Consider the following 14,817-nt stretch of genomic DNA (forward strand, 5'->3'; position numbering starts at 1 on the left):
AACTAAAGTTCACAGTTTACTCTTGGCTGTGAATTCTGGTTATCTATCCCTTTATTAGTAAGTTTCTGATACTTGCTTCATGCCCAAAGAGGCATATCAATCGCCGATCCCTGCAATGTTGGCGATATGAAAAGCAATGTTGAGGATGAACTTATGAACGCAAAAATTCCATGTAAAAAGCTTATGTTGGCTAGCATGATAACCATGTTAGTTGCCTGTGGAAGTGATAATGATGAGCCAGTTCCACCTATTGAAAACACTCCGCCAGTCGCTGTCGCAGATTTCGCCAATGTCTTAGTTGATGAAGTTGTGGTCATTGATGTATTGGCTAATGACTCAGATGCCGATGGGGATGAGTTAACCATAGTGTCAGTCGATTCTGATATAGCAGTGGTTAAAGATGGCAAGGTGAGTTTTACCGCAGCAAGCACAGCGGGAGAGGTAAAGTTTAATTACACAATCAGCGACGGCACTGCGCAAGCATCGGCTCAAGTTACCGTCACCGTTGACGCTGCACCAACTCCTGAACCTTTGACATATGTTGGCTCTGCTACGTGTGCAAGTTGTCACTCAGACAAACATAAATCATTCGCTAAAACAGGCCATAACTTTAAAATTCAAAAGATAGCCAATGGCGAGCAGCCAAGCTTCCCTTACACTCCAGAAGAAACGATTACTGGTGCAATTGATCTGTTGCAGTTTGCTGGGCCAGATGGTGACGGTACGACCAATAATGCCTTGGGGGCACCGACTAGCTATGACCAAGTGAGTTATGTTGTGGGTGGTTATAACTGGAAGTTACGTTGGTTAGATGCTGATGGATATATCGTCACAGGTAAAAATGTGCAGTATAACATTCGTAATGCTGATGGTAGCTTTAACATTCCTGAAAACCACCTAAATGACCCTGATGTTATGGGGGACTACAAAGCGGGTGATATGAATTACCAGTATAAATGTGGTAACTGCCATACAACTGGTTGGAAGCGCACCACCACGGAAGATGGAGATCTGCGTAATCTGCAGCGTCAAGATGATCTGCCTGGAATGGGGGGGACTTTTGCCGAGCAAGGGATCCAGTGTGAAGCTTGCCATGGTGCCGGCAGTCAACATATAAAAACCATGTCTGCGGATGATATTGTGCGCGTTGCTAGTGCACGTACAACTGCTGACTTCTTAAATGAAGATATGGGATTTGGTTTAGCTGTGACTTGTGCCGAATGTCATACCCGTGACGGTGAGAAAGACTACCCAAGCTATGTGAGCGCTTATAATGAAGCCTTCCCTAATGGCAGCCAGTTAGGCGGCCGAATAGTTTCAAGCGGAGGGCTTTCAAAGCATCATCAAACCGGTGATGAACTCTTAGGTGTCGTGCCTGAGGATCATGCTGACTACAAGGCTGGCGATGAGATTGGTCCTAAAAAGAACATGAGTTGCTCAACCTGCCACGATCCACATAAATCTACAGTTAATAAAGGTAGTGCAGATGGATTACATTCTGGGGCAGTAAAAGAGTGTAGCGCTTGCCATGATATGGAGTTTGCAGAAAACACTTGGGCGGCAGGGCCTCATAAAGCGGCTGAGTGTACGACTTGTCATATGCCAAAGCTTGCTAAGAGTGCGGTAACAAAAGAGGTTAATGGAGTCGTATTTGGCGATGTGAAATCCCATTTATTCAACATTGACTTAAGTGCTGACGCAAAACAGTTTACTGATGATGGTAAGTTCCAGATGCCGTGGTCTACTGCAGAGTTTTCTTGTGGCAGTTGCCATGCAGATTACAGCGATAGAGCTGTAGCGCTGCCTAAAATCCATAAATAAAAATAAGCTCATCACTACATAGTCCCTCCTGACAAGCCACGCTAATCTATTTAGCGTGGCTTTTTTTGTACCCTAAGGTTGAGCTGCTAACGGTAAACCTGAACAAAGCTTAATCTGAAATAGAAGAGTAATTGGTCGCCTTTTGCTAGTGTTTGAGGAAATCAGAAATGGAGAGCGTTATGGCATTATGGAAAAGAGTCGCTATCTTAGCTGCATTAATTTGCGCTGCAATTGGGTGTTATGCAGTGGGAATGGCGAAAGGTGCTACCAGCCTGGTTATTTTAGGTGTGCTTTTTGAATTAGGGTTTTGGGTGGGCTTGTTTAAGCAAAATAGCAATACCTAGGAAAGAGGGAGTTGCTAAGAAAAATCCTTGGAGAACTAGGAGCTAGGCAAGGGAATCGATAATAAAAAAGGCAAAACAGCGAAATCTGTTTTGCTTTTTTGTTTCTACTTTCCTAGCACCTAATTATAGTGTACCGGCTTTTCACCTATGATAACTGGTACTTGGTAAGACTTGCCTTCACGGATCACTGTCATTGTGATTTTGGTACCTGGTGTGGTTTCTGCAATTCTATCCATTAGCATTTCAACGCCCGGGATTGCCTCACCTTCAAATTCAGTAATGACATCGCGAGGTCTCAGTTTAGCTTGAGCTGCTGGGCCATTCGGATCGATTTCAGTAATTACCACACCCGTTAAGTCTGGAATATTTAAAATCTGCGCCATTACAGGTCCAACTGCTTCACCGCCAATGCCTAAGGCACCACGAATAACACGACCATTTTTAATTAGCTTACCCATAATGCTATGAGCTAACTTAATTGGAATCGCAAAGTTAATACCGTGACCGCCACCTTCGCCGCCAATTTGAAACGCTGCGGTATTGATACCAATCAGTTGGCCGGTAGTATCAATCAGTGCACCGCCAGAGTTACCCGCATTAATCGCAGCATCTGTTTGCAAAAAGTCTAAATAACCAGAGCTTAAGCCGTTACGACCAGTCGCACTAATAATGCCTTGGGTAATCGTTTGTCCAAGGTTATACGGGTTACCAATCGCGAGAACGACATCACCAACTCGAGCTGGGATATTTAAGTTCAATGGCACAACAGGTAGATTGTCACCTTCAACTTTTAGCACTGCTAAGTCTGTTTCAGGATCTGAACCGACAACCTCGGAGGTGAACTTACGACCATCTTGTAGCGCGACAACAATTTCATCTGCACGCTTAATTACGTGGTAGTTAGTTAGGATATAACCTTCTTTACTCATTATCACGCCAGAACCTAGCCCTTGCAGAGAGCCGGGGTTTAACGGTTTAGATTGATCAATACTCAAGCTATAAATATTAACTACAGCTGGTGCAGCGCGGCGTACGGCTTTAGAAAAAGACAGTTCACTACTGCTGGTCGATACTCGACTTGTTATACCGTTTGTTAGGCTCTGCCCTGTGATAAGCGGCAAGATAAAGATAATAACTGCAGCCATGATAAGGCCAAACAAAATGGCTTTACCGACATAGATAATAGCGTCTTTAATGATCATGGTCTGAGAGTAAATGCTGAAAAGATGAAATATATTAACATGTTTGGATTAACTTGTACTCAGTACAGCAAATAAAGCGGGCTTTGGGTTAATAAAGTCGCTAGTTAATGCATCAGATTAGTAGCTCTAAAGTCGGCAGCCTCTGAATAAATAGCCGAGCAAATTGGCTCGGCTATTTATAGTAGGCACTTAACAATTAGCGCCTTGTCGTGTTTATCTCAAAATCAAATACAAGCTTGTGTTGTCACGTTTAATTTTAAGCGCGACAGAGCCTTTTTGATCTTCGAGTGCTGATTTTAGCGCTTTTAGACTATTGACCTTAGTGCGGTTTACACCAACTATGACATCGCCTTTTATTAGGCCACTCATTGCCGCAGGAGAACCCTGTGCCACCTCAGTTATTTCAACTCCAGAGTCGTTTGTCTCAAGTTTTGCGCCTTGTAGCATTGGGTGTACTGCACCCGCTGCAGCTTCGGCGGCTTGAGTTGATTCACCTAATATTGCGGTAACAGTCTCTTTATCACCATCACGAATTAGGCCAAATTCGACTTCAGAACCGGCTCCCATGGTGGCAACTTTTGCACGTAACTCTTGGAAGCTTTTAATGCTGCGGCCATTAACGCTTACGATAATATCGCCAACTTTAATTCCTGCTTTTTCAGCTGCACTATCGGGCATGACTTCGTTAATAAAGCCACCATGTTGGGTTTCGATACCAAAGCCTTTTGCAAGTTCGCTATTAAGATCTTGCCCCATTACCCCAAGTACACCGCGACGTACTTCGCCATGCTCAATAATTTGCTGTACTAGATTGTTAGCCATGTTGGCTGGGATTGCGAAACCAATACCGACGTTACCGCCGCCAGGAGCAACGATAGCGGTATTAATACCGATTAACTCGCCATTAAGGTTTACCAATGCACCGCCTGAATTACCGCTGTTAATTGCGGCGTCGGTTTGAATAAAGTTCTCTAGCATCTCAATACCCAGACCACTGCGGCCCATAGCACTAACAATGCCAGAAGTGACGGTTTGTCCAAGGCCAAACGGATTACCAATGGCTACAGCAAAGTCACCAACTTGCAGTTCATCAGAGTCTGCTCGTTTAAGCGCTGTAAGGTTTTTAGCTTTAATTTGTAGTAAGGCTATGTCAGATTCCGCATCTGCACCAATTAGTTTTGCCTCAATTTCACGGCCGTCGTGCAAACCAATAAGAATTTCGTCGGCACCTTCAATTACATGATTATTGGTGACTATATAACCTTCTTTGGCGTCGATGATTACGCCTGAACCTAGCCCTTTAAATGGGCGCTCTTGGACTTGTTCTCGAGGGGCGTTAGGACCAAAGAAGTATCTAAATGCATCGGGTACTTTTTGCTTGGATACATGAGTGCCAGATACAGCAACAGCGACAACGGCTGGCGTTGTTTTTTGTAGCATAGGTGCTAGGCTAGGTAGCTCTTGCCCGCCTACGGCTAAAGGAATGGCTGCTTGTGATACTGCAGGTGCCAAAGTCAAAGTGGCACTTAATAAGGCTGCTGAAAGTATGGATAATTTTGTCTTCATTTATATTGCTCCAATTTCTCAAAACTAAATTGAACGGCGCTTATAATGAGTGCTGCGCTAGGCACTCATATGTTTACAAGCGCTCTCATTCATTATTGATTCGGACTCAAGTGAGTATCAAAAAGTTCATCAATTATTAACAAAGGTTAATTTATCCCTAGGGGTTACGCAGCCTCAGGTGCTTGCTCTTTTACGTCATCTTCTGTCACAGGCGTTTTTGTTAACGCTGCTTTGTCTGCAGGTTCTAGTGACTTAGTTGTTAGCTCTGGCAGTTTTTTATCAGTAATTGGCGAGGTAAAAAGAGGCGCCGCGTTATTCCACTGCTGATTAACCTTGTTAAGTTGCGCTGATAACTCTGCAAGCTGCTTGTAGTGATCATCAAAATGATCTGACACTTCTTGCTTATATTGACTCAACTCTAGTTGAGTTTGCTCTAATTGTTGGTTGTTGCTCTTATGGTGATTGTTTTTTGCCAACAAAGTATGGCTTACATAGCCAAATACGCCACCAATCACGAATGCGGCAAGGGTTAATGCCCACTCCATATAGACTCCTAATAATACTTATATGTTGATTGACCCAAATATACATCGCAGATTTATGCCGCGGTACTGTTTAATTCAAAATACCTCGTCAAAGCACTTATATTGGTGGGATTTACATGATTCGGATGGGTAGTGAGGATCTATAGCTGGCTATTGCTATGGTGCTTAGCAGTAAATAGAGTCATCCAAAAACTAAGCTTGTTCGTATAGCAGGGCTTATCAGTTAGAGGTAGTGAGCTACTGCAGGGTTAATTATTGCTTGTAGGGGCTGCAGCTCGTAGCGAGGGTGCATTGCTGCTTTCTGGCATGATAGTATTTGCAAGCTTAAAAATAAGATATCAGGCGGCTATTGATATAGCTGATTTGGATGAACCCTACAAATAGAGAAGTATTTACGTGTCGCAATTAACTCCATGGCAGCATTATCAGCAAGACTTAACTCGAGATGATTTTTCACATGATGCGGCGCAAGAGCACGCCGTAAAACAGTTGCAACGAGTCTATGATGAGTTACTTGTTTTAAATTCTCAGACTGCCAAGAGTGGTGGGCTTTTTTCATTTTTTAGTAAAAAGCATAAACCTACGGTACAAGGTTTATATTTGTGGGGGGGCGTAGGGCGAGGCAAGACTTACCTTATGGACACTTTTTATGATGCGTTACCGGGTGATAAAAAGTTGCGGGCGCACTTTCACCGATTTATGCATCAGCTGCATATCGACTTAGCCGAATTACAAGGTCAGCAGGATCCATTGGTGAGTATTGCTAAAAAAATGGCATCTCAATATCAAGTGATTTGCTTTGATGAGTTCTTTGTATCGGACATTACTGATGCCATGCTGCTTGGCACTTTGTTTGAGTCATTATTTGCGGAAGGCGTAGCATTAGTGGCGACTTCTAACATTATCCCTGACGAGCTATATCGTAACGGTTTACAACGAGCGCGCTTTTTACCTGCAATCGCAGCGATTAATAAACACTGCGACGTAGTCAATGTCGACTCGGGAATAGATTACCGCCTACGAACCCTTGAGCAGGCCGAGATTTACCATTCACCGCTTGATGAGCTGGCTGAGCAAAATCTTAAAGAGTATTTTGCGAAGTTAGCACCAGAGTCTGAAATTTCAACCAAAGGGTTAGAGGTTGACGGCAGAGTGATAGATATTCGCCAGCAGGCTCAAGGTGTGTTGCTGATTGATTTTAGAGCCTTATGCGATGGTCCACGCAGTCAGCGAGATTACATGGAGGTCGCTCGGTTGTATCACACTGTGTTATTGAGCAATGTTGAGCAAATGGGTGAACAGTTAACTGGTGATGATATTGCAAGGCGATTTCTAGCTATGGTTGATGAATTTTATGAGCGAAATGTGAAGCTGATAATCTCATCTGCAGTCAGCCTAGAAGATATATACACTGAAGGCTTATTAAGCTTTGAATTTAGACGCTGCCGCTCAAGATTAACTGAGATGCAATCTCATGATTATTTGGCTTTAGAGCATATCCCGTAGATTTCTGTTTAAAAATAATAGAAAACTGCAGCAGGATCGCTTATTGTTCGCGGCCAAAATTTTATGCAGCATAGGCAAAGCTCTTTATTAGTAGGATCTTTGGCCTGTTTGCTTGGTATTTTTTGAAATGAGCGCGCATAAACTGGCGGAATAAATTAAAACTGATAAGAATTAAACTAAAATATTAGGTGATTTTTAACTCAGCTTTGTCTATAATCCGCAACCTGCCCTCGTTATCCACCAATTAGGTGGAAGTTGTAAAGCTTATTCTTTGCTCGAAGGGGCGGGGAATGGCACTTTTTGTGTTTTTGCCAATAGTGGCTTAAGCATGTGAGACAGAATTTTAACATTGGGTTTTTGTAAATGAAGACTACTTTTACTGCTACACCAGAAACAGTCACTCGTGATTGGTTCGTCGTTGACGCCGAAGGTAAAACTTTGGGTCGTATCTCTACTGAAATCGCTGCTCGCCTACGTGGTAAGCACAAGCCAGAGTATACGCCTCATGTAGATACTGGTGACTACATCATCGTTATTAACGCTGATAAAGTTGCTGTGACTGGTAACAAAGCTAAAGGCAAAGTTTACTACTCACATTCAGGTTTCATCGGTGGCATTAAGCAGATCAGTTTTGAGAAGCTACAAGCTCATAAGCCTGAAATGATCATCGAAAAGGCTGTTAAGGGTATGCTACCAAAAGGTCCATTGGGCCGTGCCATGTTCCGTAAGCTTAAAGTTTACGCTGGTACAGAGCATAACCACGCTGCACAACAACCTCAAGTACTTGATATCTAAACGGGATTATAGCAATGGCTGCAACTCAATACTACGGCACTGGCCGTCGCAAAACATCTACTGCTCGCGTATTCGCTAAAGTAGGTACTGGTAACATCATCGTTAACAAGCTACCGCTAGACGAATACTTCGGTCGTGAAACTTCTCGTATGGTTGTTCGTCAGCCACTAGAGCTAGTTGAAATGACTGAGAAGTTAGACATCATGGTAACTGTAAAGGGTGGTGGTAACACTGGCCAAGCAGGTGCAATCCGTCACGGTATTACCCGTGCGTTGATGGAACTTGACGAGTCTCTACGTCCTTCTCTACGTGCTGCTGGTTTCGTTACCCGTGATGCTCGTAAAGTTGAGCGTAAGAAAGTTGGTCTACGTAAAGCACGTCGTAAGCCACAATTCTCTAAGCGTTAATATTTCGCTTTCAGAGTTCAAAAAACCCAGCTATATGCTGGGTTTTTTCTTGCCTAAAGTTCAGCATAATTTAGACTCCTGACACTTATGCTTGCTGTCGGAAACAGAATTTATGCAAGCTCGCACTCCTCATATATCTATTTACTGTTAGCCCATAGCTCATCTTACTTATTCCCGTTGACAGGCAGGCCTTGTAATAGTTTCGTAAGTTATTAAGTTTGAACTCATAACCTAGTGGCAGAGCATATAAACTATGGTATTGCTTAGTTTAAAAGGCCTGAATTAACTTAGTTCTGCAATTTATCTACACAAGGCGGGCCTAAGCTTTGGGTAAGACCTGTTAAAGTTAGCAAATTCAGATTGCTTACTTAGCTGCGCGGTAGCTTTGTTGCCGATGAGTAGTGTTTATATAGAGCCATGTTAATAGAGCCTACTAACTTAAGAAGACCAGAAATTATGACTCGTCTAGCGTAACTAGCTGACCTGTTGTGTACTGCAGTTTCATAAATAGGAGTGTATTGCTTAGCTTGTTGAGTTCTAGCTGTTGCTAAGCAGGCAGGAGGAGGGCATTACTTCGGTGTATTAGCAGATGGCTCAGTTTGATTTTATTAAAGACATGTTCGTTGCCTACTATACAAAATAGTTAGTTTTGTTTTTTAATCAGAAGCGCTAGTGTTGTTTTTGAATTCAAATTTACTGTTAAATGTTTAAGCCAAATCGTAAAGCTAAATCGTAAATTTGGGGCTTGAGCATGGTTTGCTATTTGGTTACTAATCTTGGTTTTACTGCTTAGTTTTACACCTTAGTTTTACTGCTTGGTTTTGATATTTGATGCCTGATTTGAGTTTATTTATTTTGGCAAGCGTTTCAATTTGAGTCGCTAAAGGTGAGTATTGCGCTAAAAATGACAAAATTTGATTGAGCATTTTTACGTCGTGCTATGCGCAAATCTAGGTTTTATTCGCTATATTGTTCACCCTAAGGAACACAATGTTATGTCTTTTGAGTTAATCATGCTGACGTTAGGATTGGTGTTAATTATTGAAGGAATTGGACCACTTTTGTTTCCAAATCGTTGGCGAGCTTATCTGTAGGAAATTTCCAATCAAAATCAGCAGGTTCTGCGGTATATAGGCGCTTGTTTGGTACTTGTCGGCGGGATATTGTTGATTATTTTTTCATAAATTACTTGCCTACCGCCCCCATAGATCTGCTAAAATCCCGTTTTAACCACTACCGTGCAGCAAATAATGGGCAAAAACGTTGTAGTTCTCGGCACCCAATGGGGTGACGAAGGAAAGGGTAAGATAGTCGATCTTCTTACCGAACAGGCTAAATATGTCGTTCGTTACCAAGGTGGCCACAATGCTGGTCATACTTTAGTAATCGATGGCGACAAAACCGTTCTTCATCTTATTCCGTCAGGGATCTTACGCGATAATGTTAAGTGCATTATTGGTAACGGCGTGGTGCTAGCACCAGACGCACTGATGGCAGAAATTAACATGCTTAAAGAGCGTGGCGTACCTGTAGAGGAACGTTTATTAATTTCTGAAGCATGTCCTCTAATTCTACCATTCCATTGTGCTCTTGATATTGCTCGCGAAAAAGCGCGTGGTAATAATGCAATTGGTACAACGGGTCGTGGTATTGGTCCAGCATACGAAGACAAAGTTTCTCGTCGTGGTTTACGTGTAGGCGATCTGTTTGATGCAGAATTGTTTGCTACTAAACTGAAAGAAGTCATGGCTTACCATAACTTCATGCTGACTGAATACTACAAGTGTGATGCAGTTGATTACGAAGAGACATTGAAAGATGCTCTAGCAATCGCTGACTACTTAAAGAGTATGTGCACAGACGTTTCTGAACTTCTTGATCAGGCACGTAAAGCTGGCGAACCAATTCTATTTGAAGGTGCTCAAGGCACGTTACTAGATATTGACCATGGTACTTATCCGTTCGTAACCTCTTCTAATACTACTGCCGGTGGTGTTGCAACAGGTTCAGGATTTGGTCCACGTCACCTAGATTACGTATTGGGTATCATGAAGGCTTACACCACACGTGTTGGTGCAGGTCCATTCCCAACGGAATTGAAAAACGAAATCGGTGATTACTTAGGAACTAAGGGTCACGAGTTCGGTGCGACTACTGGTCGTAAGCGTCGTCCAGGTTGGTTAGACATTGTTGCGATGAAGCGCGCAGTGCAAATCAACAGCGTTAGCGGTTTCTGTTTAACTAAGCTAGACGTTTTAGACGGCCTAGAAGAAGTTAAAATTTGTGTTGGTTACCAGTACCCAGATGGAACTGTTGCAACTACAACACCACTAGCAGCTGAAGGCTATGAGCAGGTTACTCCTGTTCTTGAAACTATGCCTGGTTGGAGCGAGTCTACTTTCGGTGCAACTTCTGTTGATCAATTGCCACAAGCGGCATTGAACTACATTAAGCGCTTAGAAGAGTTACTAGAAACTCCAATTGATATTATCTCAACGGGTCCGGATAGAAACGAGACCATGATTCTAGTGAATCCGTTTAGTTAATATATAAGAGGCCGCAATTAGCGGCCTTTTTATTGGCTTGCTTATCTAAGAGCACAGTGCTCAAGAAATGCGTTATACTGCCGATGACTTAAAATAGAGTATATTCAAGTTACCTTTATGATTGGTGGCTTGTTACCCAAATATAAGCTTAACCTATTTGTCATTGAGAACCCTTATGCTGCGTTATGTATTGATTACTATTCTTTCGATATTATCTCTACCAAGTTTTGCTATGCCTAAAGCTGTTGATGTCTATACTCAGGAGCAGTTGGTTGAATTAATTCGCAGTAAACGTTATTTAACTCAAGTGCAAGGCGACGATTGTCAAATTGTCGAGGATATTGAAGCAAGGGCTGAGGTACTACAACAGCCTTTGTATCAGTATCTTTGGGCAGAAATGCTCAATTATGGGATCTGCGTTAAGGCTAACCCGCCGCGCGGTATCGCCATGCTAAAAACCTCTGCAGAGCAGGGGAGTGCTGAAGCCATGGTTAGAATGGCTGAGTATTATCACGATGGTAAATTTGTCATCGAAGATAAACAACGCGCAGTGCAATATACATTGCCTGCTGCAGCGACGGGTGATTTACCTGCGCGCATGATGTTGGTTCGGTTATTTGGTGAGGGCTATGGTAGTCCTCGAGATTACGAAGTGGGTTTTCATTGGCTATACAACGAAGTGTTTAGCGATGAAGCAACGCAAGCCGAAGCAATTAACTTGTTAAAGGTGTTAGAGGCAAAGATGCCGCCCAGCGCAGTTGCTAGGGCAAAGAAAGAGCACCTAAGAACGCCACAATAAACATAACCTAAAGGGGTTATGCCAATAATTTGGAAAATGAATGATACAAGATCCGCATATTAAGCGTGAGCAAGAAAAGTACGAAAACCCAATTCCTAGTCGTGAGTATATTTTAGATTACTTGCGCTCACAAAAGTCCCCGTTAACCCGTGAACACATTGCTAAAGCCTTAAAAATTGAAGGCGAAGAGCAACTAGAAGCTATCCGTCGTCGCCTGCGTGCAATGGAACGAGATGGTGAACTCGTCTTTACCCGCGGCCAGTCTTATGGGTTGCCTGAGAGAATGGATTTACTGACCGGTACCGTTATTGGTCACCGCGATGGTTTTGGCTTTCTAAAATTAGAAGAGGGTGGTGACGACCTTTACATCAATAACCGTGACATGCTGATGTATTTTCACGGTGACAAAGTGCTAGCGCAAAAAGCTGGTGTAGACCGTAAAGGCCGCCGTGAAGCACGTATTGTACGCTTGATTGAAGAGCGCAGTGCTGCTTTAGTGGGTCGCTTTCACTTAGATGCAGGCATGGGCTTTGTTATTGCTGATGACCGCCGCATCACCCAAGAAATATTAGTTCCTGAAGAAGATCGTAAAGGCGCTCGCCAAGGCGACATCGTGGTACTTGAACTGACACGCCGTCCAGGCCGCTACGTAAAAGCTGCGGGTAAAGTGACAGAAGTGCTTGGCAAAGAGATGGCACCAGGTATGGAGATTGAAATTGCACTGCGCAATTACGATTTGCCACATACATGGTCAGGCTTAATTGAGAAAAAGCTACGAAAAATCCCCGATGAAGTTACCGAGGCTGACAAAGAAGGTCGCGTTGATTTACGTAACTTACCATTAGTGACCATTGATGGTGAAGATGCGCGTGACTTTGACGATGCAGTTTACGCTGAAAAGAAAAAATCTGGCGGCTGGCGCTTATGGGTGGCGATTGCCGATGTGAGCCATTACGTTCGCACTGAATCTGCACTCGATAAAGAAGCGCGTGCACGAGGTAACTCGGTGTACTTCCCATCGCAAGTGATCCCTATGCTGCCAGAGAAGATCTCTAACGGTCTGTGCTCGTTAATGCCTAAGGTTGATCGCCTGTGTATGGTTGCTGAGATGACTATCTCTGCAGCAGGTAAGTTATCGGGTTATAAGTTTTATCCTGCAGTGATGCATTCACATGCGCGTCTGACTTATACCCAAGTCGCTGACATGCTCGAAGGTGGCGAAGTGAGCGAAGAGCTTAAGCCTATTTTCCCGCATCTAGAGACGCTGCAGTCGCTATACCTAACGCTTGAACAAACCCGTGCAGAGCGTGGTGCAATTGCCTTCGAAACTGCTGAAACTCAGTTTGTTTTCAATGAGCAGCGCAAAATTGATAAGATTGTTCCGCGCCATCGTAACCAAGCACATAAAATCATTGAAGAATGTATGATTTTAGCTAACGTTGCGTCAGCCAAGTTTGTTAAAAAGCACAAAGGTGAAGTGTTATACCGAGTGCATGAGGCACCATCGGAGCAAAAGCTGACTAACTTTAAGGATTTCCTTAAAGAGCGTGGCTTAACGCTAGAAGGTGGATTAGATCCTGAGCCGAAAGATTACCAAGCGGTAATGGAGCAAATTGCGGACCGACCTGATGCTGAACTTATTCAGGTGATGTTACTGCGCTCTATGCGTCAAGCAACTTACACACCGGATAACGAAGGCCACTTTGGTTTGGCATTGGAAGAGTATTCACACTTTACTTCGCCAATTCGTCGTTACCCTGATTTGATTTTGCACCGTGTTATTCGCTACTTGCTTGCTAAGCAAGAAAACGCAGCAATAACTGATAAATGGACCGCAGATGGCGGCTTCCATTATCAGATTGAAGAGCTAGATCTATTAGGTGAAGAGTGTTCAACCACTGAGCGCCGTGCAGATGAAGCCACCCGTGATGTGAGTGACTGGCTCAAATGTGAGTTTATGCAAGACCACGTGGGTGACACATTTGAAGCGGTCATCGCCTCGGTGACTCATTTTGGTATGTTCGTACGCTTAAACGACCTGTTTATCGACGGTCTGGTGCATATCTCAAGCCTAGGCAGTGACTACTATCAGTATGACAATATGCGTCAGCGTTTAGTGGGTGAAGCTTCAGGTCAGGTTTATCAAATTGGTGACACAGTGACGGTTAAAGTCGCTGGGGTTAATCTTGATGACCGTCAAATTGATTTGATGATGGAAGGTGACTCTGCAGGTGGACGCCGCCGCAGACCTACTAAGCCATTAACCGCTCGTGAGCGAGTTAATCGCGAAGGTGCCAAGCTTGGTAATCGACGTGATTCATCACGAGGTAAAAGCACCGAAGCAGAAGCTGAGTCTGAAGCCAAATCAGGCAAGCGTAAGCCGCGTAGTAATAGTCGCTCAGGTGCTAAGCCAAGTGGCGGAAAATTTAAGAGTGGCAGCAAGGCTGCTGCTAAAAAGACTAAGACAAAAGCTTCGGCAAAAAAATCTTCAGCAAGTAAAGCTAAGTCAGCCAAGCGTAAAGCGAGTAAGAAATAGATGAAAAAGCAAGATATGACCTTCGGATTACACGCTGTTGAAGCGGTACTTAAAAACAGCCCTGAGCGTGTGATTGAGATGTGGGTACTTCAAGGTCGTGATGACGCAAGGTTAACCCCGATCCTTGAGATCGCCGCCGAGTGGGGCGTATCGGTACAATATGCTTCTCGTAAAGCATTGGATGAAAAGTCAGACGGCGGTCAGCACCAAGGTGTGGTTGCTAAAGTTAAGCCAGCTAAAATCCTTAGCGATAATGATTTAGCTGCAATGCTTGAAAAGACTGAAGTACCATTCTTGCTTATTCTTGATGGCGTGACTGACCCGCATAACTTAGGCGCATGCCTACGTAATGCTGACGCAGCAGGTGTCCACGGGGTTATCGTACCAAAAGATAACTCTGTTGGTTTAACGCCAGTAGTAAGTAAAGTGGCTTGTGGTGCTGCAGAAGTAGTACCGCTATATCAAGTGACTAACCTTGCGCGCACCATGCGTAGCCTGCAAGAAAAGGGCGTGTGGATTATTGGCGCAGCCGGTGAAGCCGACTGTGAGCTTTACCAAGCTAGCCTAACGGGTCCATTAGCTATTGCTATGGGCGCTGAAGGTAAAGGTCTGCGTCGCTTGTCACGTGAAAGCTGCGATACCTTAGTATCGATCCCAATGGCTGGTAGCGTTTCAAGCTTAAACGTTTCTGTAGCAACAGGGATCTGCTTGTTTGAAGCTGTGCGCCAACGTCTAGCTTAATAGCAATTG

General features: G+C 43.8%; 12 protein-coding genes and 1 pseudogene. 10 read left to right on the top strand and 3 right to left on the bottom strand.

The window, feature by feature from the left end; all coding sequences use genetic code 11:
- The first annotated feature begins 153 nt into the window (after positions 1-153).
- Positions 154-1,821, top strand: a complete 1,668-nt coding sequence (locus MSG37_RS17885) for a cadherin-like domain-containing protein (RefSeq protein ID WP_248472037.1) — start codon at positions 154-156, stop codon at positions 1,819-1,821.
- A 179-nt stretch (positions 1,822-2,000) separates the two neighbouring features.
- Positions 2,001-2,165: a hypothetical protein gene (locus MSG37_RS17890; RefSeq protein WP_248472038.1), complete on the top strand. Its 165-nt coding sequence runs from the start codon at positions 2,001-2,003 to the stop codon at positions 2,163-2,165.
- A 119-nt stretch (positions 2,166-2,284) separates the two neighbouring features.
- Here the strand turns inward: MSG37_RS17890 and degS are convergent, their stop codons facing one another.
- The 3 genes from degS to MSG37_RS17905 all read right to left on the bottom strand — a co-directional run bounded on the left by degS (position 2,285) and on the right by MSG37_RS17905 (position 5,478).
- The gene (gene degS / locus MSG37_RS17895; RefSeq protein ID WP_248472039.1) at positions 2,285-3,367 is read right to left on the bottom strand and encodes an outer membrane-stress sensor serine endopeptidase DegS; all 1,083 of its coding nucleotides are present in this window, start codon (positions 3,365-3,367) and stop codon (positions 2,285-2,287) included.
- A gap of 213 nt (positions 3,368-3,580) precedes the next feature.
- Complete coding sequence (locus MSG37_RS17900) at positions 3,581-4,933, bottom strand: DegQ family serine endoprotease (protein WP_248472040.1); 1,353 nt, start codon at positions 4,931-4,933, stop codon at positions 3,581-3,583.
- A gap of 164 nt (positions 4,934-5,097) precedes the next feature.
- The gene (locus MSG37_RS17905; RefSeq protein WP_248472041.1) at positions 5,098-5,478 is read right to left on the bottom strand and encodes a DUF1043 family protein; all 381 of its coding nucleotides are present in this window, start codon (positions 5,476-5,478) and stop codon (positions 5,098-5,100) included.
- 396 nt (positions 5,479-5,874) lie between these two features.
- Between MSG37_RS17905 and zapE the strand changes: the two genes are divergently transcribed.
- The 8 genes and pseudogenes from zapE (at position 5,875) to rlmB (ending at position 14,808) form a co-directional block, all read left to right on the top strand.
- Positions 5,875-6,984: a cell division protein ZapE gene (zapE, locus tag MSG37_RS17910; protein ID WP_248472042.1), complete on the top strand. Its 1,110-nt coding sequence runs from the start codon at positions 5,875-5,877 to the stop codon at positions 6,982-6,984.
- A gap of 363 nt (positions 6,985-7,347) precedes the next feature.
- The gene (rplM, locus tag MSG37_RS17915; RefSeq protein ID WP_220779019.1) at positions 7,348-7,779 is read left to right on the top strand and encodes a 50S ribosomal protein L13; all 432 of its coding nucleotides are present in this window, start codon (positions 7,348-7,350) and stop codon (positions 7,777-7,779) included.
- 14 nt (positions 7,780-7,793) lie between these two features.
- On the top strand, positions 7,794-8,186 hold the full coding sequence (gene rpsI, locus MSG37_RS17920) for a 30S ribosomal protein S9 (protein WP_012156791.1): 393 nt from the start codon (positions 7,794-7,796) through the stop codon (positions 8,184-8,186).
- A gap of 995 nt (positions 8,187-9,181) precedes the next feature.
- Positions 9,182-9,370 (top strand): annotated as a pseudogene (locus MSG37_RS17925) (DUF2065 domain-containing protein).
- A gap of 66 nt (positions 9,371-9,436) precedes the next feature.
- Positions 9,437-10,732: an adenylosuccinate synthase gene (locus tag MSG37_RS17930; protein WP_248472043.1), complete on the top strand. Its 1,296-nt coding sequence runs from the start codon at positions 9,437-9,439 to the stop codon at positions 10,730-10,732.
- A 175-nt stretch (positions 10,733-10,907) separates the two neighbouring features.
- On the top strand, positions 10,908-11,531 hold the full coding sequence (locus tag MSG37_RS17935) for a flagellar protein MotX (RefSeq protein ID WP_248472044.1): 624 nt from the start codon (positions 10,908-10,910) through the stop codon (positions 11,529-11,531).
- Between the two features lie 40 nt (positions 11,532-11,571).
- Positions 11,572-14,067, top strand: a complete 2,496-nt coding sequence (gene rnr / locus MSG37_RS17940; RefSeq protein WP_248472045.1) for a ribonuclease R — start codon at positions 11,572-11,574, stop codon at positions 14,065-14,067.
- Positions 14,068-14,808 carry a 23S rRNA (guanosine(2251)-2'-O)-methyltransferase RlmB gene (gene rlmB / locus MSG37_RS17945; RefSeq protein ID WP_248472046.1) on the top strand — a complete coding sequence of 247 codons (741 nt, stop codon included), beginning with the start codon at positions 14,068-14,070 and terminating at the stop codon, positions 14,806-14,808. It begins immediately after the preceding gene.
- The last annotated feature ends 9 nt before the right edge of the window (positions 14,809-14,817 follow it).

Source organism: Shewanella sp. 1CM18E, assembly GCF_023161665.1.
GTDB lineage: Bacteria > Pseudomonadota > Gammaproteobacteria > Enterobacterales > Shewanellaceae > Shewanella.

Coding starts and splice junctions, on each gene's coding strand:
- MSG37_RS17885 (WP_248472037.1), top strand. CDS start 154: ATGAACGCAAAAATTCCATGTAAAAAGCTTATGTTGGCTAGCATGATA.
- MSG37_RS17890 (WP_248472038.1), top strand. CDS start 2,001: ATGGCATTATGGAAAAGAGTCGCTATCTTAGCTGCATTAATTTGCGCT.
- degS (WP_248472039.1), bottom strand. CDS start 3,367: ATGATCATTAAAGACGCTATTATCTATGTCGGTAAAGCCATTTTGTTT.
- MSG37_RS17900 (WP_248472040.1), bottom strand. CDS start 4,933: ATGAAGACAAAATTATCCATACTTTCAGCAGCCTTATTAAGTGCCACT.
- MSG37_RS17905 (WP_248472041.1), bottom strand. CDS start 5,478: ATGGAGTGGGCATTAACCCTTGCCGCATTCGTGATTGGTGGCGTATTT.
- rplM (WP_220779019.1), top strand. CDS start 7,348: ATGAAGACTACTTTTACTGCTACACCAGAAACAGTCACTCGTGATTGG.
- rpsI (WP_012156791.1), top strand. CDS start 7,794: ATGGCTGCAACTCAATACTACGGCACTGGCCGTCGCAAAACATCTACT.
- MSG37_RS17930 (WP_248472043.1), top strand. CDS start 9,437: ATGGGCAAAAACGTTGTAGTTCTCGGCACCCAATGGGGTGACGAAGGA.
- MSG37_RS17935 (WP_248472044.1), top strand. CDS start 10,908: ATGCTGCGTTATGTATTGATTACTATTCTTTCGATATTATCTCTACCA.
- rnr (WP_248472045.1), top strand. CDS start 11,572: ATGATACAAGATCCGCATATTAAGCGTGAGCAAGAAAAGTACGAAAAC.
- rlmB (WP_248472046.1), top strand. CDS start 14,068: ATGAAAAAGCAAGATATGACCTTCGGATTACACGCTGTTGAAGCGGTA.